General features: G+C 71.8%; 17 protein-coding genes, 1 pseudogene and 1 riboswitch. Of the genes and pseudogenes, 6 read left to right on the top strand and 12 right to left on the bottom strand.

Annotated features, from left to right (window positions below; all coding sequences use genetic code 11):
• The first annotated feature begins 4 nt into the window (after positions 1–4).
• The gene (locus ACF1CT_RS10395) at positions 5–1,045 is read left to right on the top strand and encodes a hypothetical protein (protein WP_391783376.1); all 1,041 of its coding nucleotides are present in this window, start codon (positions 5–7) and stop codon (positions 1,043–1,045) included.
• Positions 1,046–1,521: 476 nt separating this feature from the next.
• Positions 1,522–1,824: pseudogene (locus tag ACF1CT_RS10390) on the top strand (tyrosine-type recombinase/integrase); the annotation flags it as partial.
• Here the strand turns inward: ACF1CT_RS10390 and ACF1CT_RS10385 are convergent.
• Positions 1,730–3,097: a peptidase C39 family protein gene (locus tag ACF1CT_RS10385; protein ID WP_391783375.1), complete on the bottom strand. Its 1,368-nt coding sequence runs from the start codon at positions 3,095–3,097 to the stop codon at positions 1,730–1,732. The pseudogene ACF1CT_RS10390 and the gene ACF1CT_RS10385 overlap by 95 nt on opposite strands.
• 226 nt (positions 3,098–3,323) lie before the next feature.
• On the opposite strand from ACF1CT_RS10385, the gene ACF1CT_RS10380 reads away from it, so the two are divergent.
• Both ACF1CT_RS10380 and ACF1CT_RS10375 read left to right on the top strand, forming a co-directional pair.
• On the top strand, positions 3,324–3,917 hold the full coding sequence (locus ACF1CT_RS10380; protein ID WP_391783374.1) for a uridine kinase: 594 nt from the start codon (positions 3,324–3,326) through the stop codon (positions 3,915–3,917).
• Between the two features lie 394 nt (positions 3,918–4,311).
• On the top strand, positions 4,312–6,222 hold the full coding sequence (locus tag ACF1CT_RS10375) for an AAA family ATPase (protein ID WP_391783373.1): 1,911 nt from the start codon (positions 4,312–4,314) through the stop codon (positions 6,220–6,222).
• 88 nt (positions 6,223–6,310) lie between these two features.
• Here ACF1CT_RS10375 and ACF1CT_RS10370 read toward each other — a convergent pair whose 3' ends face one another.
• The 10 genes from ACF1CT_RS10370 to ribD form a co-directional block, all read right to left on the bottom strand.
• Positions 6,311–7,408 carry a hemolysin family protein gene (locus tag ACF1CT_RS10370; protein WP_391783372.1) on the bottom strand — a complete coding sequence of 366 codons (1,098 nt, stop codon included), beginning with the start codon at positions 7,406–7,408 and terminating at the stop codon, positions 6,311–6,313.
• Positions 7,405–8,775, bottom strand: coding sequence for a hemolysin family protein (locus ACF1CT_RS10365; protein ID WP_391783371.1), 1,371 nt, complete (start codon positions 8,773–8,775; stop codon positions 7,405–7,407). The genes ACF1CT_RS10370 and ACF1CT_RS10365 overlap by 4 nt, the downstream gene beginning before the upstream one ends.
• A gap of 245 nt (positions 8,776–9,020) precedes the next feature.
• Positions 9,021–9,482 (bottom strand): PH domain-containing protein, encoded by a 462-nt coding sequence (locus ACF1CT_RS10360; RefSeq protein WP_391783370.1) that lies wholly within the window; start codon positions 9,480–9,482, stop codon positions 9,021–9,023.
• 33 nt (positions 9,483–9,515) lie between these two features.
• A complete protein-coding gene (gene hisG / locus ACF1CT_RS10355; RefSeq protein WP_391783369.1) occupies positions 9,516–10,364 on the bottom strand; it encodes an ATP phosphoribosyltransferase in 849 nt (282 codons plus the stop codon).
• A gap of 93 nt (positions 10,365–10,457) precedes the next feature.
• On the bottom strand, positions 10,458–10,730 hold the full coding sequence (locus tag ACF1CT_RS10350; protein WP_018524273.1) for a phosphoribosyl-ATP diphosphatase: 273 nt from the start codon (positions 10,728–10,730) through the stop codon (positions 10,458–10,460).
• Between the two features lie 35 nt (positions 10,731–10,765).
• A complete protein-coding gene (ribH, locus tag ACF1CT_RS10345; protein ID WP_391783368.1) occupies positions 10,766–11,251 on the bottom strand; it encodes a 6,7-dimethyl-8-ribityllumazine synthase in 486 nt (161 codons plus the stop codon).
• A 28-nt stretch (positions 11,252–11,279) separates the two neighbouring features.
• A complete protein-coding gene (locus tag ACF1CT_RS10340; RefSeq protein ID WP_391783367.1) occupies positions 11,280–12,578 on the bottom strand; it encodes a bifunctional 3,4-dihydroxy-2-butanone-4-phosphate synthase/GTP cyclohydrolase II in 1,299 nt (432 codons plus the stop codon).
• On the bottom strand, positions 12,575–13,219 hold the full coding sequence (locus ACF1CT_RS10335; RefSeq protein ID WP_391783366.1) for a nicotinamide riboside transporter PnuC: 645 nt from the start codon (positions 13,217–13,219) through the stop codon (positions 12,575–12,577). The genes ACF1CT_RS10340 and ACF1CT_RS10335 overlap by 4 nt, the downstream gene beginning before the upstream one ends.
• The gene (locus ACF1CT_RS10330) at positions 13,216–13,833 is read right to left on the bottom strand and encodes a riboflavin synthase (protein WP_391783365.1); all 618 of its coding nucleotides are present in this window, start codon (positions 13,831–13,833) and stop codon (positions 13,216–13,218) included. Before ACF1CT_RS10330 ends, ACF1CT_RS10335 begins: the two co-directional genes overlap by 4 nt.
• Complete coding sequence (ribD, locus tag ACF1CT_RS10325; protein ID WP_391783364.1) at positions 13,834–14,934, bottom strand: bifunctional diaminohydroxyphosphoribosylaminopyrimidine deaminase/5-amino-6-(5-phosphoribosylamino)uracil reductase RibD; 1,101 nt, start codon at positions 14,932–14,934, stop codon at positions 13,834–13,836.
• A gap of 156 nt (positions 14,935–15,090) precedes the next feature.
• Positions 15,091–15,221, bottom strand: a riboswitch (FMN riboswitch).
• A gap of 265 nt (positions 15,222–15,486) precedes the next feature.
• On the opposite strand from ribD, the gene ACF1CT_RS10320 reads away from it, so the two are divergent.
• Positions 15,487–17,826 carry a chitinase C-terminal domain-containing protein gene (locus ACF1CT_RS10320; RefSeq protein WP_391783363.1) on the top strand — a complete coding sequence of 780 codons (2,340 nt, stop codon included), beginning with the start codon at positions 15,487–15,489 and terminating at the stop codon, positions 17,824–17,826.
• A gap of 139 nt (positions 17,827–17,965) precedes the next feature.
• On the opposite strand, the gene ACF1CT_RS10315 is transcribed toward ACF1CT_RS10320, so the two are convergent.
• On the bottom strand, positions 17,966–19,159 hold the full coding sequence (locus tag ACF1CT_RS10315) for an ROK family protein (protein ID WP_391783362.1): 1,194 nt from the start codon (positions 19,157–19,159) through the stop codon (positions 17,966–17,968).
• 157 nt (positions 19,160–19,316) lie between these two features.
• On the opposite strand from ACF1CT_RS10315, the gene ACF1CT_RS10310 reads away from it, so the two are divergent.
• Complete coding sequence (locus ACF1CT_RS10310; protein ID WP_391783361.1) at positions 19,317–20,552, top strand: MFS transporter; 1,236 nt, start codon at positions 19,317–19,319, stop codon at positions 20,550–20,552.
• Positions 20,553–20,701: the final 149 nt, after the last annotated feature.

Here is a 20,701-nt window from a genome sequence, read left to right as displayed (position 1 = left end):
CACCATGCCCACCTGCCTCGTCATCGACGGGACCGCGACCATCACCTACGCCGCCGCCCCCTGCCTCCCGGAGGCGCGGCACCGGTCCGCCGTCCTCCACGAGGAGATCGTGCGCCCGGTATGCGAACAACTCGGCCTCACCCTGCTGAGGGCGGGCAGCCTCGCCGAGGCCGGCCTGCCCCTGGACCAACTGCTGCACCTGCTCACTGAGGCGGACGTCGTCGTCGCGGATCTCGGCGGTTCCGACCCGGAGCTGGCCTTCGCCTTCGGCGCGCGCCACGCGCTCGGCCGGCGCACCGTCCACGTCACCCAGGACGCCGAGTGCCGTCCCGCCCCCGGGACGGTGCTCCACCTGGCCTTCCCGTCCCACCCGGACGGCACCGCCACTGCCCGGAAGCAGCTGCTGGACACGCTGGCGGCGGACCCGCTGCGGACGGACGGCCCGATCGAGACGAGCTCCGCGACCGGAGTGGAAAGCGGCCCCGACGAGAACCTCCCGGGCATGTTCGATCTGATCGTGGAGGCCGAGACCCAGCTGGAGGTACTCGCCGACGACATGGACGACGTGGACGCGGCCATGTCGGACCTCACAGAGCTCATGATGCTCCTTGGGGAGGAAATGACCCAGGCCACCCACTCCGGGGCCCCGGCGAACAAAAGGATGGCCGTGGTGAACCGTCTGGCCAAGGCCATCGAGGGACCGACCGGAGAACTGGAGGCTGCGGCGGACCGCTTCGTCGAACATATGCGCACCTCCTGCACCGCCTTCCAGGCATTCCTGGACTGGCTGGCCACCACTCCTCCCGCCGAATGGCCGGAGGACGCGGAGGAAGCGCTGGAACAGATCGCCTCGATGGACTGGGGCGCCGAGATCGAATCGGCTTCCGTCCAGGAAGGCATGGCCATGATCAATATGCTCGGTGCCGCCAGCCGCCTCATGCGCCGCCCCGCACGCAGGATCACGTCGGCCTTCCGGAAATTGCTCCACAGCATCACCATGATGCAGGAACTGCACTCCAAGGCAGTGGAGTTGCGTCGCTCCTGAACAGTGCCCCCGGCGCGGCGCGGCCCCTGGGATTGTCGAACTCGCCGACCATCACGGCGCTGTCCGACATCGAACTGAAGGGGTCGGGTGCGCTTTCCCCTGCTCAACACCATGCGGCAGGTGGTGGGTTCGTTCGCCCTGTCGACCCTGGGTGACGGTCTTCGGCACCATGAGCCGCAGCGGGGGAGGCGGAGACCTTGGTCTCCGCCTCCCCCGCCCGGGCGGCCCCGCGCAGCGGGCCGGATTCGCCCAGATCGGCCAACTTCCCTCCCCACTGGGGCGGCCAGACCCTCATCGCCGCCGTCGCGGCCGAACTGTCCACGCTCCCTTGAAGCACCGGAAGGAGGGTGAATGGCGCGACATCCCGGTGCCGGCCTCTCCTTGAGCAGTTCATCGGTCGGCTTCCTGTCCGAAACGCGAACGGTGGATTGCCGTACCTCGATCTCCCGCGCAGGCCGTGATGCCGCGCCGTCAAGCGGCTCAATCTTCCCGAATACAACCCGCACGACTTGCGGCACAAGTGGACCACCGTGACCCTGACGAATGACGTGTCCATCTACGAGGTGTCTCGCCGGCTCGGGCACCGCTCGATCAAGGTCACGGTGAACAAGTACGGCCACCTCGCCCAGGACGGCCAGGAGCGCTGCCGTCAGGTGGTCGAGGCGGCCGTGGCACCGCACAGGCTCACAGAAGGCCGAACGACTCCAGCACCCGGCGCTGCACCGGTGCCGGCCGAGCGGGCCAGTAGACGTAGCAGACTCCGCCCGTACCGCCTCTGACCTTGCCGTTTGCGTCGTAACGCTTGGTGCGGAGCCAGATGTTCTCCCACTCGCGGCGCCGGTAGACCCGGCGCACGGCCTCGTCGCTCGGCGAGGCCGGGTCGTTGGCGATCACGTCGCCGTCCGCGGTGAAGCCGATCACCGTCATGAGGTGTCCGGAGGTCCCGTAGCCGGCGCCGGTCAGTTCCTCCTTGAGGAAGGACTGCGAGGTGATCACCGGGATGCCCGCCCGGATCAGGGTCTCCAGATCCGTGAGCGAGCCGAGCCGGGTCACCGCGGCACTCATGCCGTCGTACGTCGCGGCGTAGGCGGCGTTGAACGGCCAGTTGCCGCAGCCCTCGTACTGGTAGTCGTAGGTGAACCGGGCGGCGTGGCAGACCTGCGGGTCGGGCAGGTCCGGTTCCACCCAGGCGAGGTCCTCGGCGGTGGGGCGGCGCCCCCAGTACTCGATGATCATCTGTGAGGAGGTGGGACTGCACCACGCCTCGCCGCCGTTGTCGTACTCCGGGTACTGCCCGGCGTGGATGTTCTGCGAGTAGCGCGGGACGACGAGCTCCCGGACGAGACCGGGGGCGGCGGCCGGAACGGTGAAGCGGTCCGGGACGTCGGACGCCATCGCGCCGATCCGCCACACGACGGGCGTGCGACGGGTGCCGGGGGTGCGGTGAAGGGTCAGGCGCAGCCGGTAGGAGACCAGCCGCACTCCGCTCGCCGCGTCGTCCACCGAGAGCGTGTCGGTCCAGACGGAGCTCCTGCCGTCGGCCTGGTCGTCGACGGAGGTCCTTCGGATGTCGCCGTCGCCCGAGGCCCAGCGGCCCATCACGTACCACGGGGTCCGGGTGGCGTCCGCGTAGCGGCCCTGGAGTTCGATCTGGATCCAGGTGCCCTCGGGGGTGTGGGCGTTCCAGGAGGCGATCACCTCGGTCGCCGGGACCGACGAGCGGTGGTCCGGCGAGGTCCAGGTCGCGTACTCCCAGGTGGTGGTCCGTCCGGTGTGCGGATCGGGGTAGTCGGTGCGTCCGTCGGCACGGCGGATCACCAGACCGGGGCGGAGACCGGCGACCGCACGCGTCCCGGTACCGGAGCCGCTGTGCCAGTCGAGATACGTGTGCCAGGAGTGGTTGTCCACGTGGGAGGTGCCCGTCGGGTGCGCGGTGGGCGGGGTGGTGGAGGACGGGGAGGCGTTCGCGGCGGCGGACGACACCGTGCCCGCGGTGGCCGCCGCCGCGAGTGCGGCGGTCAGCACGGTCCTGCGCGAGGTCGGTCGGTTCATGGGCGGGACCCCCGGTGATCGGCGGGATGGGGTTGCGGGTGCGCGACAGTGCGCCAACTATCGCGGTTCACAGCCGGGTTCGGCCAGCGATTCGACCCGCGCCGGGGAACCAATATTGGTCTGGTCCACTGGCGTGACCTGCGACTGCTCCGGGGCGGCTCGTGCACCGGACTCGTAGGCTGGGGTTCATGAACGACCGCTCGTCCCTTCCCGCCCGGCCGCGCGCATGAACGGCCTCGCCGCCCCCGCCGCGCGCCTGCGCGCCCTGGCACCGTCCTGCGGACCGGTGCGGCTGATCGCTGTCGACGGCCATGCCGGCTCGGGCAAGAGCACCTTCGCGACCCGGCTCTCAGCCGCGCTCGGCGACGCCCCCGTGCTGCGTCTGGACGACCTGGCCACCCATGAGTCCTTCTTCACCTGGACCGGCCGGCTTCTGGAGCAGGTGATCGAACCGCTGTCGCGCGGGGAGACCGCTCGCTACGCGCCGTACGACTGGGTCGCGCGGACGTTCGCGGCCCCGCGCGCCCTGGAGCCCGCGCCCGTGGTGCTGATCGAGGGGGTCGGCGCGGGCCGCCGGGCGCTGCGCCCCCATCTGGCGCGGCTGCTCTGGATGGATCTGCCGGCCGCGGAGTCCTGGGCGCGGGGCCGCCGCCGGGACGGGCCGCCCCTGTCCTCCTTCTGGGACGGGTGGACACAGGCCGAGACGGAGCATTTCTCGGCCGATCCCTCGCGCCCCGACGCGGACGTTCTGGTGCGGCAGTTGCCGGTGGGGTACGCGTGGCTGGAGAGGTCCGGTCCGGCAGCGGAATCGGACCGTTGAGTCACGCACGGTGAGCATCCCGCGGCGCCGTGCCAAGTCCTGAGAAATCGTCCCGGACGACCTCAACTCGGCTTGACCGGAGGGCGGTACAGGTCTTACGTTCTCAATGTGCGGCTTTTCGGAGCCCCCACAGACACGAAGCCCCCGGTTGTTCCCCCGTGATCGGGGGCTTCGTTCTGCCTTCGTGCGCTCGCTCACCCGCCGGTCCGGCACCTCCCGCTCACCCTGGGTCACGGTCTCCCTTCTGCCTGCGGAGCCCTTAGTCGTGCACTCCCCGCGCAGGTACGATGCCTCTCGGTGCGGTCAATTCCCGTTCGCGGCACAGTAATTCGGCACACCTCGTCGGGCAGGTGGTGCGGCGGGACATCCTGGGGCACGGTTTGTGGGGGACCAGATGGACAGCGGCACGCAGGGCGCTCAGGCCCCGGCCGACCTCGCCTGGCTGCGCGGCGTGGACGCGTACACCATGGGGGGCTACCCGCAGGCCGAGGAGGAGTTCAGGACCGCGGTACGGCTGGATCCCGGCATGGCGGACGGCTGGCTCGGTCTCCACGCGCTGCGGGTCGACACCACGACGGCGCTGCTGCGCATGTACCGCCACCGCGAGCGCTTCGGCGAACAGCGCGCACGCCATCGCCGCACCCTCAACTCCTGGTACTGGCTGGGCTGGTGGGTGCAGCCGGTGCTGGAGAGCCCGCACGACCTGCTGCTCGCGCACGCCTCCCACTGGCTGGACGGGCGCCACGTCCCGGAACTGGACCGCGCCCTGGCCGGCCTGCCGCCGGTGGACACTGACCCCCAGGTGAGGTTCCTGCACGCCTGCCGCTCCTATCTCGTCAAGGACTGGGAGCAGCTCGTGCGCAACACCGAGCAGCTGATCGACGATCCGATGCTCGGCATCGAGGCGGGCCTGTTCGGCGGGATGGCGCGGGTGCGGCTGGAGATGTACGGGCAGGCCGAGCCCCTGCTCGCCACCGCGCTGATGCGCTGCCGCAGCGAGCAGCCGCAGCGCAAGGAGCTGCGGTACTGGCTGGCCCGGGCGCACGAGGGAACCGGCCGCAGCGCCGCCGCCCTGCCGCTGTACCGGGCCGTGCACCGGATCGATCCGGCGTTCATGGACACCTCGGCGCGGCTCGCCGCGATCGCGGACTACGACGGTCTCGACGGCTCGGACGAGGTCGCCGGGATCACCACGGTCTCCCTGGCCGGGCCGGGCCCGGACGCCGCGACGGAGCCCCTGGCGGACGGGGACGCGTTGTTCGGCTCCGATCCGGCGGACGGCCGGGATTCGCGGCCGGGCGGTGAGGCCCCCGGGCTCGGCGGCATCGGGGTGCCCCCGCCGTCCGACGGGGCACGGCGCAAGACCGCGGTGCCCGGGCCGCCGTCGGCGCCCGCCCCGGCCGGGCCCAGTGATCCGGTGCTGCTCGCCGAGGCGCTGGCGCAGTTGGAGCGGATGGTCGGCCTGGAGCCGGTCAAACGCCAGGTGAACGCGTTGTCCGCGCAGCTGAACATGGCTCGGCTGCGGGCGGGCCAGGGACTGCCGGTACAGCCGCCGAAGCGGCATTTCGTCTTCTCGGGTCCGTCCGGCACCGGCAAGACCACCGTGGCCCGCATCCTGGGCCGGGTCTTCTACGCACTCGGCCTGCTCGGCGGGGATCATCTCATCGAGGCCCAACGGGCGGATCTGGTGGGCGAGTTCCTCGGGCAGACCGCGGTCAAGGCCAATGAGCTGATCGATTCGGCGCTCGGCGGGGTGCTCTTCGTCGACGAGGCCTACAGTCTCTCCAACACCGGCTACAGCAAGGGGGACGCCTACGGCGACGAGGCCCTCCAGGTCCTCCTCAAACGGGCGGAGGACAACCGCGACCATCTTGTCGTCATCCTCGCCGGCTACCCGGAGGGCATGGACCGGCTGCTGGCGACCAACCCGGGGCTCTCATCGCGTTTCACCACCCGGGTGGACTTTCCCAGCTACCGGCCGTCGGAACTCACCTCGATCGGTGAGGTGCTGGCCGCGGAGAACGGCGACGTCTGGGACGAGGAGTCCCTGGAGGAACTGCGTTCGATCAGCGGTCACGTCGTCGACCAGGGCTGGATCGACGAACTGGGCAACGGACGCTTCCTTCGCACCCTGTACGAGAAGAGCTGCGCCTACCGCGATCTCCGGCTCTCCGGGTATCCGACGGTGCCGGGCCGGGACGATCTGGCCACGCTGCGGCTGCCGGATCTGATGCAGGCGTACGGCGAGGTGCTGTCCGGCCGGGGTCCGGTGGACCGGGGGCCGGAGGAACCACCGGCGCTGTGAAGGCGCCCTGCGGCCTCCCGTGCCCGCCGCCGGCGAGGGGAGGCGTGGTGCTTCCCTCCGCCGGCAGCGGGCACGGGGTGCGGTGCGGTCAGTGGACCGCCGCGGTGAGTTCGCCGGGTCCGGTCGCCGGCTCGGCCGTGCGGCGCGGGACCGCGACCCGGTGGGCCGGGTCGCGCACCTCACCGACCAGCATCTCCAGCACGTCCTCCATGGCGACCAGGCCGAGGACCCGGCCCGACGCGTCGGCGACCTGCGCCAGGTGTGTGGCGGCGCGCCGCATCACGGTCAGGGCGTCGTCGAGCGGCAGTTCCGCCCGGACCGTCGCCATCGGGCGCCACACGTGCTGGGGGACGGCCCGGTCCCCGTCCTCCAGGTCCAGGACGTCCTTGACGTGCAGATAGCCCATGAACGGACCGCCGCCCTCCGCGCAGACGGGAAAGCGGGAGTACCCGGTCCGCACGGTCAGCTCCTCGATCCGGCGCGGGGTGACGGAGGGATCCACCGTGACCAGGGAGGCCCGGCGGAGCAGCACGTCGGTGACGGGCCGGCTGCCCAGTTCCAGCGCGTCCTCCAGGCGCTCCTGCGCCTCCGGCTCCAGGAGTCCGGCCTGGCCGGAGTCCTCGACGAGCCGGTTGAGCTGCTCGCTGGTGAAGACGGCCTCCACCTCGTCCTTGGGTTCGACGCCGAAGACCCGCAGCACCAGCCGGGCGCAGGCGCCGAGCGCGGAGGTGACGGGGCGGCACAGGCGGGCGAAGCCCACGAGGCCGGGGCTGAACCACAGGGCGGTCTTCTCCGGTGCCGCCATGGCGAGGTTCTTCGGGACCATTTCGCCGATGACGAGATGGAGGAAGACCACGAGGGCGAGCGCCAGGACGTAGCCGAGCGGGTGGATGAGGCCCTCGGGCAGGTGGATCGCCTGGAAGACCGGCTCCAGCAGGTGGGCGACGGTCGGTTCGGCGACGGCGCCGAGGGTCAGTGAGCAGACGGTGATGCCGAACTGGGCGGCGGCCATCATCTGGGGCAGGTTCTCCAGGCCGTACAGCACCTGGCGGGCCCGGCCGGACCCGGCTGCCGCGTAGGGCTCGATCTGGCTGCGCCGGACGGAGACGAGGGCGAACTCGGCACCGACGAAGAAGCCGTTCGCCAGCACGAGGAGCCCGGCGAACAGCAACTGGACCAGACTCATCGCACGGCCTCCAGGACCTGGTGGGGCACCGGGGTCCCGGCGGCGGGGTCCGTTTCGTCCGCCGTGCGCACGAAGCGGACCTTCTCGGCCCGGTAGTGGCCGACCTGGCGGACGGAGATCCGCCAGCCGGGAAGTTCGGCCCGGTCACCGGGGGCCGGGATGCGGCCCAGCAGGTCGGCGACGAGTCCGGCGGCGGTCTCGTACGGGCCGTCGGGCACGTCGAGCCCTATCCGGCGCAGGGTCAGGACCCGGCAGCTTCCCTCCACGTCCCAGGCGGGGCGGCCGTCCTCGGGGGCCGCGGGCACCATTTCGGGCCGGTCGGCGCCCTCGGCGTCGTGCTCGTCCCTGACCTCGCCGACCAGTTCCTCGATGATGTCCTCAAGGGTGACGACTCCGGCGGTGCCGCCGTACTCGTCGACCACGACGGCGATCGGCTGCTCGTTGCGGAGCCGCTGGAGCAACTGCTCGACGGGCAGGGTCTCGGGCACCAGGAGCGGGGGCACGGCTATCCGGCCGGCCGGGGTGCGCAGCCGTTCCCGGGCGGGCACGGCGAGCGCGTCCTTGAGGTGGATCATGCCGACGACCTCGTCGATGCGTTCCCGGTAGACCGGGAAGCGGGACAGGCCGGTGGCGCGGGTGAGGTTGAGGACGTCCTGCGCCGTCGCCGACGTCTGGAGGGCGCTGACCTTCACGCGCGGAGTCATGACGTGCTGCGCGGTGAGCCCGGCGAGCGACAGGGTCCGTACGAAGAGGTCCGCGGTGTCCTGTTCGAGGGTGCCGGCCTCGGCCGAGTGCCGGGCCAGGGAGACCAGTTCACCGGGGGTGCGGGCGGAGGCCAGTTCGTCGGTGGGCTCGACGCCCAGCAGCCGCACCAGACGGTTGGCGACCGTGTTCAGCAGGCTGATCACCGGCCGGAGCGCGGCGGAGAAGCGGTGCTGGGGTCCGGCGACGAACCGGGCCACCTGGAGCGGCCGGGAGACCGCCCAGTTCTTCGGCACGAGTTCGCCGATCACCATCTGGACGGCGGAGGCCACCAGCATCCCGATCACCACGCTGACGCCGGGCACGACGCCGCGGGGCAGGCCGGTCGCGGCGAGGGGACCGTCCAGAAGCCGGGCGAGCGCCGGTTCGGCGAGCATGCCGACGACCAGGGAGGTGATGGTGATGCCGAGCTGGGTCCCGGAGAGCTGGAAGGAGAGCTCGCGCAGGGCGTCGACGACGGTGCCGGCCCGCCGGTCGCCCTCGGCGGCGGCGCGCTCGGCGTCCGGCCGCTCGACGGTGACGAGCCCGAATTCGGCCGCCACGAAGAATCCGTTGGCGAGGATGAGAAGGAATGCCGCGCTCAGGAGCAGCAGGGGGATGGTCATGCCGCCGCCTCCGGGGAGGGGGCGGCGCAGGTACTACCGGACGATCCGTCCATTGCTGGAAGGAGTCACTCCTTGGGTCGCAGGAAAAGCCCCGCCGGTCTCGTGGACCGTTCGTGCGGGGCGGGGCGCACCGGGGCGCCGCCGTTCTCCAGGGTAATCAAGAATGGCCTGTTCCGGGCAGGGGGCTCAGCCGACGTCCTGCCCGGACGGGGCACGCGGGTGCACCGGACCGGCGCGCGCCGCGTCTACCGGGCGGGACCGCTGCCGGTGCCGTGGTGCTCGGCGAGGGCGCGGAGCGTGCGGGTGTCCCGGATGGCCTGCTCCTTGGCGATTCCCGGCTGGATGCCGAGTGCGGGCATGCTGGTTCCGTCGCTCAGGTCGAGGAAGACCCAGGGGTCGCCGGCCCTCAGGTTGACGCGGAGGATCTCCGGCCAGGACAGGCGGCGCGTTCGGGTGAGATTGACCACGGTCACGCCGTCCGCGTGCGCGACGATCTTCGGGCGGCTGAGGAGCGCCAGCACGCCGAAGAACAGCAGCGCGGTGAAGACGAAGCTGGTCCGCTCCCCCGGGCTCAGCTGTTTCAGGGTCAGGGCGATGGCGGTGATGACGACGAACAGGACCGCGCCGACGGTCAGCAGGACCACCCGGGTGCGGGTGGGCCGGAAGGTGACCGGGAGCGTGGGGAGTTCGGGCGCGGGGGCGGACATGGTGTTCAGCTGTCTTCCGGAGTGACCCGGCCGTCAGAGGCGGCAGGCGTGGATGGCGGTGGTGAGGATGGCGCGGGCGCCGAGGGCGTAGAGGTCGTCCATGATCCGCTGGGCCTCGCGGGCGGCGACCATGGAGCGGACGGCGACCCAGCCCTCGTGGTGCAGCGGGGAGATGGTCGGCGACTCCAGGCCCGGGGTGAGGGCGACCGCGCGCTCCAGGTGCTCGACGCGGCAGTCGTAGTCCATCATCACGTAGGAGCGGGCGACCAGGACGCCCTGGAGGCGGCGGAGGAACTGCTGGACCTTGGGGTCCTCGGCGGTCGCGCCGGTGCGGCGGATGACGACGGCCTCGGACTTCATGATCGGTTCGCCGATCACTTCGAGCCCGGCGTTGCGCAGGCTGGTGCCGGTCTCCACGACGTCGGCGATGACCTGGGCGACACCGAGTTCGATGGCGGTCTCGACCGCGCCGTCGAGGTGGACGACGGAGGCGTTGACTCCGATGTCGGCGAGGTGCTTGGCGACGATGCCCTCGTAGGAGGTGGCGACGGTCTTGCCGTCGAAGTCCTGCGGGCCCTCGGCGATGCCGGGCTTGGTGGCGTAGCGGAAGGTGGAGCGGGCGAAGCCGAGCTGGAGGATCTCCTCCGCGTCGGCGCCCGAGTCCAGCAGCAGGTCGCGGCCGGTGATGCCGATGTCGAGGCGGCCGGAGCTGACGTAGATCGCGATGTCGCGCGGCCGCAGGTAGAAGAACTCGACCTGGTTCTCGGGGTCGACGAGAACCAGTTCCTTGGACTCCTTGCGCTGCTGGTACCCGGCCTCATGGAGCATCGCCATCGCAGGCCCGGAGAGTGATCCCTTGTTGGGGACGGCGATGCGCAGCATGAGGTCGGGTTCCTTTGCGAGGAGGAGGAAGGGTTCTTTTCCGTATGTGCGGGGCGTGCGGTCCGGGGCCCGGGGTACGGGCCCCGGTCGTGCTCAGAGGTGGGCGTAGACGTCGTCGAGCGAGATCCCGCGGGCGACCATCATCACCTGGACGTGGTACAGCAGCTGGGAGATCTCCTCGGCGGCGGCGTCCTTGCTCTCGTGCTCGGCCGCCATCCAGACCTCGGCGGCCTCCTCGACGACCTTCTTGCCGATGGCATGGACACCCTTGTCCACCAGCTCGGCGGTGCGGGAGGTGGAGGGGTCGCCGTTGGCTGCCTTGAGCTGGAGCTCGGCGAAGAGCTCTTCAAAGGTTTTGTTCGCCATGATGGTGCTCAGCCTACGGGGTCCGGCCTCCTCGATCAGCGCCAGGGCTCGCTGACGGTCCGCAGGGTTGCGGCGGTGGCCACGGCGGCGGTGACCGCTTCGTGCCCCTTGTCCTCGTTGGACCCCTCCAGTCCGGCCCGGTCGAGTGCCTGCTCCTCGGTGTCGCAGGTGAGTACGCCGAATCCGACCGGGACCCCGGTGTCGACGGTGACCTGGGTGAGCCCGTGGGTGACGCCCTGGGACACGTATTCGAAGTGCGGGGTGCCGCCGCGGATGATCACGCCCAGCGCGACGATCGCGTCGTAGCCGCGGCCGGCGAGGACCTTGGCGACCACCGGCAGTTCGAAGCTGCCGGGCACCCGGAGCAGGGTCGGTTCGTCGATGCCCAGTTCGCGCAGGGCGCGCAGGGCGCCGTCGACGAGGCCGTTCATGACCCGGTCGTGCCACTGGGCGGCGACGATCGCCACGCGCAGGTCACCGCAGTTGCGTACGGACAGTTCGGGTGCGCCCTTGCCGCTCATCTCTCTCCTGCCTCCGGTCTTTCGATCGTCACTGGTTGCCGCAGGTCGTCGCCGCGGCGGCGTCGAGCCAGGGCAGGTCGTGCCCCATGCGGTCGCGCTTGGTGCGCAGGTAGCGCAGGTTGTGTTCGCCGGCCTGGACGGGCATCGGCTCGCGGCCGGTGACGGTCAGGCCGTGCCGCCGGACGGCGGCGGTCTTGTCGGGGTTGTTGGTCATCAGCCGCAGGCTCCGGACGCCGAGGTCCCTGAGGATCTGGGCGCCTGCCGCGTAGTCGCGGGCGTCGGCGGGCAGGCCGAGTTCCAGATTGGCGTCGAGGGTGTCGATGCCGCGTTCCTGGAGTTCGTAGGCGCGCAGCTTGGAGAGCAGGCCGATGCCCCGGCCCTCGTGGCCGCGCAGGTAGACGACGATGCCGCGGCCCTCCTCGGTGATCCGGCGCATGGAGGCCTGCAGCTGCGGCCCGCAGTCGCAGCGCTGCGAGCGGAAGATGTCGCCGGTCAGGCACTCGGAATGGACCCGGACGAGGACGTCGTCGCCGTCGCCGAGGTCGCCGTGGACGAGGGCGACGTGTTCGACGCCGTCGGCGGCGGAACGGTAGCCGTACGCGGTGAACGTGCCGAAGTCGGTCGGGAGCCTGACCTCGGCCTCACGGCGGACGGTCGGTTCCGAGGTGCGGCGGTAGGCGATCAGGTCCTCGATGGAGATGATCGTGAGGCCGTGCTTGCGGGCGAAGGGGACCAGCTGCGGCAGGCGCAGCATGGTGCCGTCCTCGGCGGCGATCTCGACGATCGCTCCGGCGGGGCGCAGGCCGGCGAGCCGGGCGAGGTCGACGGCGGCCTCGGTGTGGCCGGGGCGGACCAGCACGCCGCCGGCGCGGGCGCGGAGCGGGAAGACGTGGCCGGGCCGGACGAAGTCGCCGGGGCCCGCCTCGCCGGAGGCGAGCATCCGCAGGGTGGTGGCCCGGTCGGCGGCGGAGATGCCGGTGGTCACGCCGTGCGCGCAGGAGGCGTCCACGGAGACGGTGAACGCGGTGCGCATCGACTCGGTGTTGCGCTCGACCATCTGGGGCAGGTCGAGCCGTTCCAGTTCGTCGTGCTCCATGGGGGCGCAGATCAGGCCGCGGCACTCGCTCATCATGAACGCGATGATCTCGGGGGTGGCCTTCTCGGCCGCGAGGACGAGGTCGCCCTCGTTCTCCCGGTCCTCGTCGTCAACGACCACGACGGGCCGCCCCGCGGCGATGTCGCGGATCGCCTGCTCGACGGGGTCGAGCGCGAGGTCCTCGATCACGGGCTCGTGCTCCCGGTGCAACCAGGTGGGCTGGGCAGTCATGCCGTGGCTCCTTCCAGAGCGGGGGTCCGTGAACGCAGCCACCAGTCGCGCATGCCCCACAGGACCAGGGCGCCGTACACGACGTAGATGAGGCCGGAGAAGGCGAGGCCGCTGTGGAAGTTCAGCGGCACGCCGACCAGGTCGACGAGGAGCCAGGCGAACCAGAACTCGACCATGCCCCGGGCCTGGGCCAGCATCGCGACGAGCGTGCCGGCGAAGATGTACGCGTCCGCCCACGGGCTCCAGGAGAGCGAGGGGAAGGCGGTGAACAGGCCGCCGACGGCAAGGGTGCCGAGTGCGGCGCCGCCCAGCAGCAGACCGCGCTCGCGCCAGGTGGCGAACCGGACGGCGAGCGAGCCGTCCTGCGCCTGCCGCCTGCCCCGGGTCCACTGCTGCCAGCCCCAGACCGCCACGGCGATCACGACGAGCTGCTTGCCGACGCCGCCCGTCTGGTGCACGAAGGCGTTGGCCGCGACCAGTACGACGCCGGACAGGAGCTGGGCGGGCCAGGTCCAGACGGACCGCAGCCAGCCGAGGGTCAGGGCGACCAGACCCGCCGTGTTGCCGATCAGGTCGGACCAGATGATGTGCTGCCCGAGGACGGTGAACGCCTCCGAGTTCAGCCAGATCGGCGCGGTCACCGCACCGGCTCCTCGGGGCCTCGGGCAGCGCCGCCGAGCAGCCGCTCGACGTACTTCGCGATGACGTCCACCTCCAGGTTGACCGGGTCGCCGGGCCCCTTGATGCCGAGGGTGGTCAACGCCAGGGTGGTGGGGATGAGGCTGATGGTGAAGTAGTCGGGCCCGGCGTCCACGACGGTGAGGCTGACCCCGTCGACGGTGATCGACCCCTTCTCGACCACGTAGCGGGCCAGGCCGTCGGGGAGGGAGATCTTCACGATCTCCCAGTGCTCGGAGGTCTTCCGCTCGACGATGCTGCCGGTGCCGTCGACGTGGCCCTGGACGATGTGGCCGCCGAGCCGGCCGCCGACCGCCATGGGGCGTTCCAGGTTGACCCGGGAACCGGCCTCCAGGGCGCCGAGGCTCGACCGGTTCAGGGTTTCGGCCATGACGTCGGCGGTGAACTCGCCGTCGCCGAGGTCGACGACGGTGAGGCAGACGCCGTTGACGGCGATGGAGTCGCCGTGCCTGGCCCCCTCGGTGACCAGGGGGCCGCGCAGGCGGAAGCGGGAGGCGTCGCCGAGCTGCTCGACGGCGGTGACCTCACCCAGTTCTTCGACAATTCCGGTGAACACTCAGATTCCCTTCCGGGTGGGTCCGGGGACGGCCGTGACGCGCAGATCGGGGCCGATGCGGACGGTCTCGGTCACGTCGAGGCGCAACGCCTCGGCGAGGGTGGAGATTCCGGCGTCGGCGAGGGCCGCGGGGCCGGCGCCGAGGAGCACGGGTGCGAGGTAGCCGACGACCTTGTCGACCGCTCCCGCGGCGACGAAGGCCCCGGCCAGGGTCGGGCCGCCTTCGAGCAGGACGGACCGGACGCCGCGCCCGTACAGCGCGGCGAGCAGGGCGGGGATGTCCAGGCCGGGGCCGGTGGTGGCGCGCGGCAGCGGCAGGACGGCCGCCGGGGGGAGGTGGCCGGTGTCGGCGCCCTCGGCGACGGCGACCAGGGTGGGCGCGGTGTCGTCGAGGACCCGGGCGCCGGGGCGCACGGCGCGGGCGCCGGTGTCCACGACCACGCGCAGGGGCTGCACGACGCCCCCGACACCCCTCGCGGCCAGCTGCGGGTCGTCGGTCCGGGCGGTGCCGGAGCCGACCACCACGGCGTCGGCCTCGGCGCGCAGCCGGTGGACGTCGGCGCGGGACTCGGGCGAGGTGATCCAGCGGCTGGTGCCGTCGGCGGCGGCGACCCGGCCGTCGAGGGTCGCCGCGTACTTCCACAGGACGTACGGGCGGCCGAGGCGCACGGAGGTCAGCCAGGCCGCGTTGCCCGCCTCGGCCTCCTCGGCGAGGAGTCCCCCGAGGACTTCGGTCCCGGCCGCGCGCAGCGTGTCCGCGCCGCCGGTGGCCTGCGGATTCGGATCGCCGACCGCGTAGACGACACGGGCGACGCCCGCCTCGATCAGCGCCTGGGTGCAGGGGCCGGTGCGACCGGTGTGGTCGCAGGGTTCGAGGGTGACGTAGGCGGTTCCGCCCCGGGCCCGCTCGCCCGCCTCGCGCAGGGCGTGGATCTCGGCGTGCGGTCCGCCGGCGCGCCGGTGGTAGCCCTCTGCGACCGGGCGTCCGGCGGAATCGAGGACGACGCAGCCGACGACGGGGTTGGGGCTGGTGGAGCCGAGGCCGCGGGCCGCGAGCACGATCGCTCGGCGCATGGCGGTGATGTCGGCTGCGGTGTCCACCGGGTCCTCCTGCCTCTTCGGGCACGGACTCCGGGGCCTGTCGAAGGACGACAGAAGAAGCGGAACGCAACAGGGGGACGCCGAAAGCCGAGAACACGGACGGTCCGGTTGCCCGAAGACCATCCGCCGACGGCGGCGTACCCGTGAAACGGCCCGCCGCGCACTGCCTCCCATCCGGACTTTAACCGTCGGTCCAGGAATCCCACCTGGTCAACCGGCCGCTGGCTGCGGACGGGTCGCGGACTATAACCGCCGGTTCGGAATTGCACCGACCCCGGAGTGCGCTGCTACTGGTACAGGGTCAGTGTGCCACGCCCGGCCCTGGGCCATGCGGGTGAACGCTGTGGGGTGGCTCACAGGGAACGGCGGCGGCGCCGCCGGATCGATCAGCGGAGCCCCCAGAGGTCCAGACCTATTGACGGAATGGTCTAGTCCTTTTAATCTCTGCGTCACCTCCGAGGAGTCGTTCCGGGTGTGCGCACACCCGGGGCATCAACACACCCCACCCCCTTGCCCGTTGTGTTCCGCCGAACCTCCCCAGGAGGAACGAACGTGTTGTCCCCCACCCGCGCGAGAGCCACCCTGCTCGCGACCGGCGCCGCCGTGGCCGGCCTGCTGCTGGGCTCACTCACCGCCACCCCGTCGGCCGCGGCCGACCAGGAGTCCTGTCGCCCCGACGGTCTGTACGAGACACCCGGCGTCTCCGTCCCCTACTGCTCCGTGTACGACGGCGAGGGCCGCGAGAAGATGGGCGCCGACCACCCGCGGCGCGTCATCGGATACTTCACCAACTGGCGGACCGGAAAGGACGGCAAACCCGCCTACCTCGCCCCCGACATCCCCTGGGACAAGGTCACCCATCTGAATTACGCCTTTGCCCACGTCGACTCCGGCAACAAGCTCTCCGTCGGCACCGACGGGCCGGACAACGCCTCCACCGGCATGACCTGGCCGGGCGTCGCGGGCGCCGAGATGGACCCGGACCTCCCCTACAAGGGCCATTTCAACCTGCTGAACAAGTTCAAGAAGAAGTACCCGAACGTGAAGACCATGGTCTCGGTCGGCGGCTGGGCCGAGACCGGCGGCTACTTCGACGACAGCGGCGCGCGGGTCGACTCCGGCGGCTTCTACTCGATGGCGACCAACGCCGACGGCTCGGTCAATCAGGCGGGCATCGACACCTTCGCCGACTCGGCCGTCGCGTTCATCAAGAAGTACGGCTTCAACGGCGTCGACATCGACTACGAGTACCCGACCACCATGAAGGACTCGGGCAACCCGCTGGACTGGACCCTGTCCAACGCCCGCCGGGCCGGTCTGGTCAAGGGGTACGCGGCCCTGATGAAGACGCTGCGCGAGAAGCTCGACCGCGCGTCCGCCGCCGACGGCACCCACTACCTGCTGAGCGTGGCCGCGCCCTCGTCCGGCTACCTGCTGCGCGGCATGGAGACGTTCCAGGTCCAGAAGTACCTGGACTACGTGAACATCATGTCGTACGACCTGCACGGCGCCTGGAACGAGTACGTCGGCCCGAACGCCGCGCTCTTCGACGACGGCAAGGACGCCGAGCTCGCCCAGGCGAGCGTCTACTCGACGTCGCAGTACGGCGGTGTCGGCTACCTCAACACCGACTGGGCGTACCACTACTTCCGCGGTTCGATGCCGTCCGGCCGGATCAACATCGGCCTGCCGTACTACACCCGCGGCTTCAAGAACGTGCAGGGCGGCACGGACGGCCTGTGGGGCCGGGCCGCCACCACCGACTGCCCGGCCGGGACGGGGCTGACCAAGTGCGGTGACGGCGCCGTCGGCATCGACAACCTCTGGCACGACCTGGACACCGACGGCAAGGAGTCACCCGCCGGTTCCAACCCGATGTGGCACGCGAAGAACCTGGAGAAGGGCGTCGTCGGCGACTACGTCACCGACTACGGCTTCCCCGCCGACACGAAGCTGACCGGCACCTACGCCCGCAAGTACGACGCGACGCTGGTCGCGCCCTGGCTGTGGAACGCGGACAAGAAGGTCTTCCTGTCCACCGAGGACGAGCAGTCGGTGGCCGCGAAGGCGGACTACGTCGTCGACCGGGGCATCGGCGGCACGATGATCTGGGAACTCGCCGGCGACTACGGCTGGAACGCGGAAAAGGGGCAGTACGAGCCGGGCTCGACGCTCACCTCGACGATGTACGACGCGTTCAAGTCGGCCGCCCCGTACGGCGCGAAGCGTTCCACCATCGACCTGCCGACCGAGGCACTGGACATCGACGTGTCGTTCGGCCAGTTCCCGCTCGGCGACTCCAACTACCCGATCAGCCCCAAGCTGACGATCACCAACCACACCCAGGCGACCCTGCCGGGCGGCACGGAGTTCCAGTTCGACTACGCCACGTCGGCGCCCGCCAACGCCAAGGACCAGTCGGGCTTCGGCACCACGATCGTGCGCAGCGACCACACGGCCGCGAACAACGTGGGCGGGCTGAAGGGCGACTACAACCGGGTCTCGCTGAAACTGCCGGGCTGGCAGAGCCTGGCCCCCGGCGCCTCGGTGCAGCTGGACTTCGTCTACTACCTGCCCACCTCCACGCCGTCGAACTGGACGGTGACCTTCGGCGGGAAGTCGTACGCCCTCGCCGGTGACCTGGCGCGCGGCACCACGGTGGTCGAGCCGGGCAGCGGCAGCACACCCACGCCCGACCCGTCGACCAGCCCGACCCCGGGCCCCGGCGGCGGCAGCTGCGCCGCGGACGCCTGGACGGCGACGGCCGAGTACGGCGCCGGTACGACGGTCGCCCACGACGGGCACCAGTGGAAGGCCGCGTGGTGGACGAAGGGCGAGGCGCCCGGATCCACCGGCGACTGGGGTGTCTGGCAGGACCTCGGCGCCTGCTGACCCTCCCCCGCACCGCCCGGCGGTGACCGGCCTGCCCCCGGTCGCCGCCGGGCTCTCCCGCGCCCCCGTCCGAGACCCCGAAGCGTGTTCCGGAAGTCCCGTCTGCCACTTCCGGAACACGCTTCGGGCCGGGGCCGCCTCAGAGGCCCGCCGGGGCGAACAGGTCGTCCTGGGCCGCCTCCCGGGCGGCGAGCAGCGCGCCGCGCAGCACCGCGGCGCCGCCCAGCCGCCCCGCCCTGACCTCGGTGCGCAGCGGCGACATGGTGGTCAGCCGTTCCTCGACCCGCGCCGCCAGCGCGTCGCCGCCCGCGTGGCCGACTTCCCCGGCCAGCACCACGCACCCCGGGTCGAGCACCGAGGCGACCGAGGCGGCGCCGAGCGCCAGGCGCTCCGCGAGGGTGTCCAGGAACGCCTCGCTGTTCCCCTCCCCCGCCAGCGCCGCCCGCACCGCGAACGCGGCACCCGGCTCCTTGTCCCCCTCTGCGGTGTCCGGGGGCACCGCGATGCCGTGGGCGGCGGCGAGTGCGCACACCGGGGCGGAGCCCACCAATGAGTGAAACCCCCCGTCGCAGTTGACCGCCGACGGGGCGGCGGCCGTGCCGGGCACCGGCAGGAAGCCGATCTCGCCCGCACCGCCCGAGGCCCCGCGCCGCAGCCTGCCGTCCAGCATGACCGCCGCGCCCACGCCGTGGCCGAGCCAGAAGAGGACGAAGGTGTCGCGCTCGCGGGCGGCGCCGATGCGGTGTTCGGCGACGGCGGCGAGATTGGTCTCGTTCTCCACCAGGACGGTCGCGGGCAGCCGTTGCTGGAGCACCCGTACCAGTCGCCGGTGCCAGGCGGGCAGTCCGCTGGTGTCACGCAGGTCGCCGGTGACCGGGTCGATCAGGCCGGGCGCGCCGACGCCGACGCTGTGCAGCGGGGCGCTGCCCGCCTCGCGCACGGTGCGTTCCAGGAGTGAGGCGGCCCGTTCGGCAGCGGCCTCGGTGCCGGCGTCCCCGGTGATGGGCAGAGTGGCCTCGGCGAGCGTCCGGCCCAGGAGATCGGCGACGACCACGGCGACGCTGCCGGTGCGCACGTCCAGCGCGGCGAGATGGGCGCGGTCGGCGACGATCCCGTACAGCCGGGCGTTGGGGCCGCGGCGCTCGGCGCCCGCCTCGCCCACCACCCGGATCAGCCCGGCGCCCTGGAGCCGTTCGACGAGGTCGGCGACGGTGGGACGGGAGAGCCCGGTCAGCTTCTTCAGCTGTGCGGCCGTCAGCGGCCCGTCCTGCTGGAGCAGCCGCAGGGCGAGCCGGTCGTTGATGGCCCGGGCGGTACTCGGTGATGCGGCCATGCCGGGATCCTTCCAGATCGCCACCGCACGGGAACGAGTGGGTGGTCTATTTATCAGGCAGGGTTCCTGATAGTTTACCGCTCGCGCTGCGCAGACGAGCGCCGGGGCCGTCGGTGACGACGGGTTCCCGATGGATTCCCGAGGGAGGGCATGGCGTATGACGACGGATTCCACGACGGCGGACTTCACCGCGGAGCAGGTGAGACGGGCCAGATTCGCCGTCGCCGCGGTCTTCGCCGTGCACGGCTCGGTGACGGGCAGTTTCGCCACCCGGGTGCCCTGGATCCAGGACCATGCCGGGGTGAGCGCCGGGCAGCTCGGTCTCGCCCTCGCCTTCCCCGCGATCGGTGCCTCGCTCGCGATGCCGCTCGCGAGCGCGATCAGTCACCGCTTCGGCGCCCGGACGGCGCTGCGGGGGCTGCTGGCGCTGTGGACACTGGCCCTGATCCTGCCCTCGCTGGCGCCCAATCTGCTGACGCTGTGCGCGGCGCTCCTGGTGTACGGGGCGTCCGCCGGCATGTCGGACGTGGCGATGAACGCCCTCGGGGTCGAGGTGGAGAACCGGCTCGGCAAATCGATCATGTCCGGGCTGCACGGTCTGTGGAGCGTCGGCGCCCTCGTCGGTTCGGCCGCGGGCACCGTGGCCGCGCACCTGGGCACGGACGCCCGGCTGCACCACGTCGTCGCCGCTCTCGTCCTCACCGTGCTCGGCGTGCTCGCCTGCCGGGGGGTGCTGGATCTGCGCAGCGAGCCCGACGAGGAGCCGCCGCCGCGCTTCACGCTGCCGCCGAAGTCCGCACTGATCATCGGCGCGGTCGGATTCTGCGCGGTGTTCGCGGAGGGGGCGAGTCTGGACTGGTCGGCGGTGTACCTGCGGGACATCATGGGCACCTCCGCCGGGCTCGCCGCCGCCTCCACCACGGCGTTCGCGCTCACCATGGCGGTCGCCCGGATCGCGGGCGACAAGGTCGTCGACCGTTTCGGCGCGGTCCGGACCGTACGGGTGAGCGGGGCCCTCGCGACGGTCGGCGGGGTGCTCGTGGTCACGGCGCCGAGCGCGGTGGCCGCCATGTGCGGCTTCGGACTGCTCGGCCTCGGTGTCGCGGTCGTCGTCCCGCTGGCCTTCGCGGCGGCCGGGCGCAGCGGCCCGAACCCGAGCCAGGCGATCGCGGGCGTCGCGACCATCACCTACACCTCCGGGCTGATCGCCCCGTCGGCGATCGGCACGCTGGCCGAGGCCACCTCGCTGGTGGTGTCGTTCGGCCTGGTCACGGTGTTGGCGTTCGGCCTGATCGTGGGGGCCGGGGTACTGCGGGCGGGCGACCGCGCGAAGACCGTGCCGGCCGCGGGCGCCGACGCCCCGGGCACGGCCGCGGCCGAGCCGCGCGGCTGAGAGCCCGCCGGCCGGCCGTCCGGTCCGCCGACGGTGTGCGACACGGCGGCCGGGGCGGCCGGAAGGGCGGCCCCGGCCGCTCGCCGCGCGCCCCGGCCCTGGTCACCGGCCTCACCCCGCCGCGAGGGGCCCCCGATCCGGCATTACCA

The sequence above is a fragment of the Streptomyces sp. NPDC014734 genome, assembly GCF_043083325.1.
In the GTDB taxonomy this organism is placed as follows: domain Bacteria; phylum Actinomycetota; class Actinomycetes; order Streptomycetales; family Streptomycetaceae; genus Streptomyces.
Note: the sequence above shows the minus strand (reverse complement) of the source record. Positions and strands in the feature narration are given on the sequence as shown.

Bases quoted from the DNA above. Each gene is read 5' to 3' on its own strand.
- ACF1CT_RS10370 (WP_391783372.1), bottom strand. From the start codon at position 7,408: ATGAGTCTGGTCCAGTTGCTGTTCGCCGGGCTCCTCGTGCTGGCGAAC.
- hisG (WP_391783369.1), bottom strand. From the start codon at position 10,364: ATGCTGCGCATCGCCGTCCCCAACAAGGGATCACTCTCCGGGCCTGCG.
- ACF1CT_RS10315 (WP_391783362.1), bottom strand. From the start codon at position 19,159: ATGGCCGCATCACCGAGTACCGCCCGGGCCATCAACGACCGGCTCGCC.
- ACF1CT_RS10340 (WP_391783367.1), bottom strand. From the start codon at position 12,578: ATGACTGCCCAGCCCACCTGGTTGCACCGGGAGCACGAGCCCGTGATC.
- ACF1CT_RS10395 (WP_391783376.1), top strand. From the start codon at position 5: ATGCCCACCTGCCTCGTCATCGACGGGACCGCGACCATCACCTACGCC.
- ACF1CT_RS10385 (WP_391783375.1), bottom strand. From the start codon at position 3,097: ATGAACCGACCGACCTCGCGCAGGACCGTGCTGACCGCCGCACTCGCG.
- ACF1CT_RS10365 (WP_391783371.1), bottom strand. From the start codon at position 8,775: ATGACCATCCCCCTGCTGCTCCTGAGCGCGGCATTCCTTCTCATCCTC.
- ACF1CT_RS10350 (WP_018524273.1), bottom strand. From the start codon at position 10,730: ATGGCGAACAAAACCTTTGAAGAGCTCTTCGCCGAGCTCCAGCTCAAG.
- ACF1CT_RS10310 (WP_391783361.1), top strand. From the start codon at position 19,317: ATGACGACGGATTCCACGACGGCGGACTTCACCGCGGAGCAGGTGAGA.
- ACF1CT_RS10360 (WP_391783370.1), bottom strand. From the start codon at position 9,482: ATGTCCGCCCCCGCGCCCGAACTCCCCACGCTCCCGGTCACCTTCCGG.
- ribH (WP_391783368.1), bottom strand. From the start codon at position 11,251: ATGAGCGGCAAGGGCGCACCCGAACTGTCCGTACGCAACTGCGGTGAC.
- ACF1CT_RS10375 (WP_391783373.1), top strand. From the start codon at position 4,312: ATGGACAGCGGCACGCAGGGCGCTCAGGCCCCGGCCGACCTCGCCTGG.
- ACF1CT_RS10380 (WP_391783374.1), top strand. From the start codon at position 3,324: ATGAACGGCCTCGCCGCCCCCGCCGCGCGCCTGCGCGCCCTGGCACCG.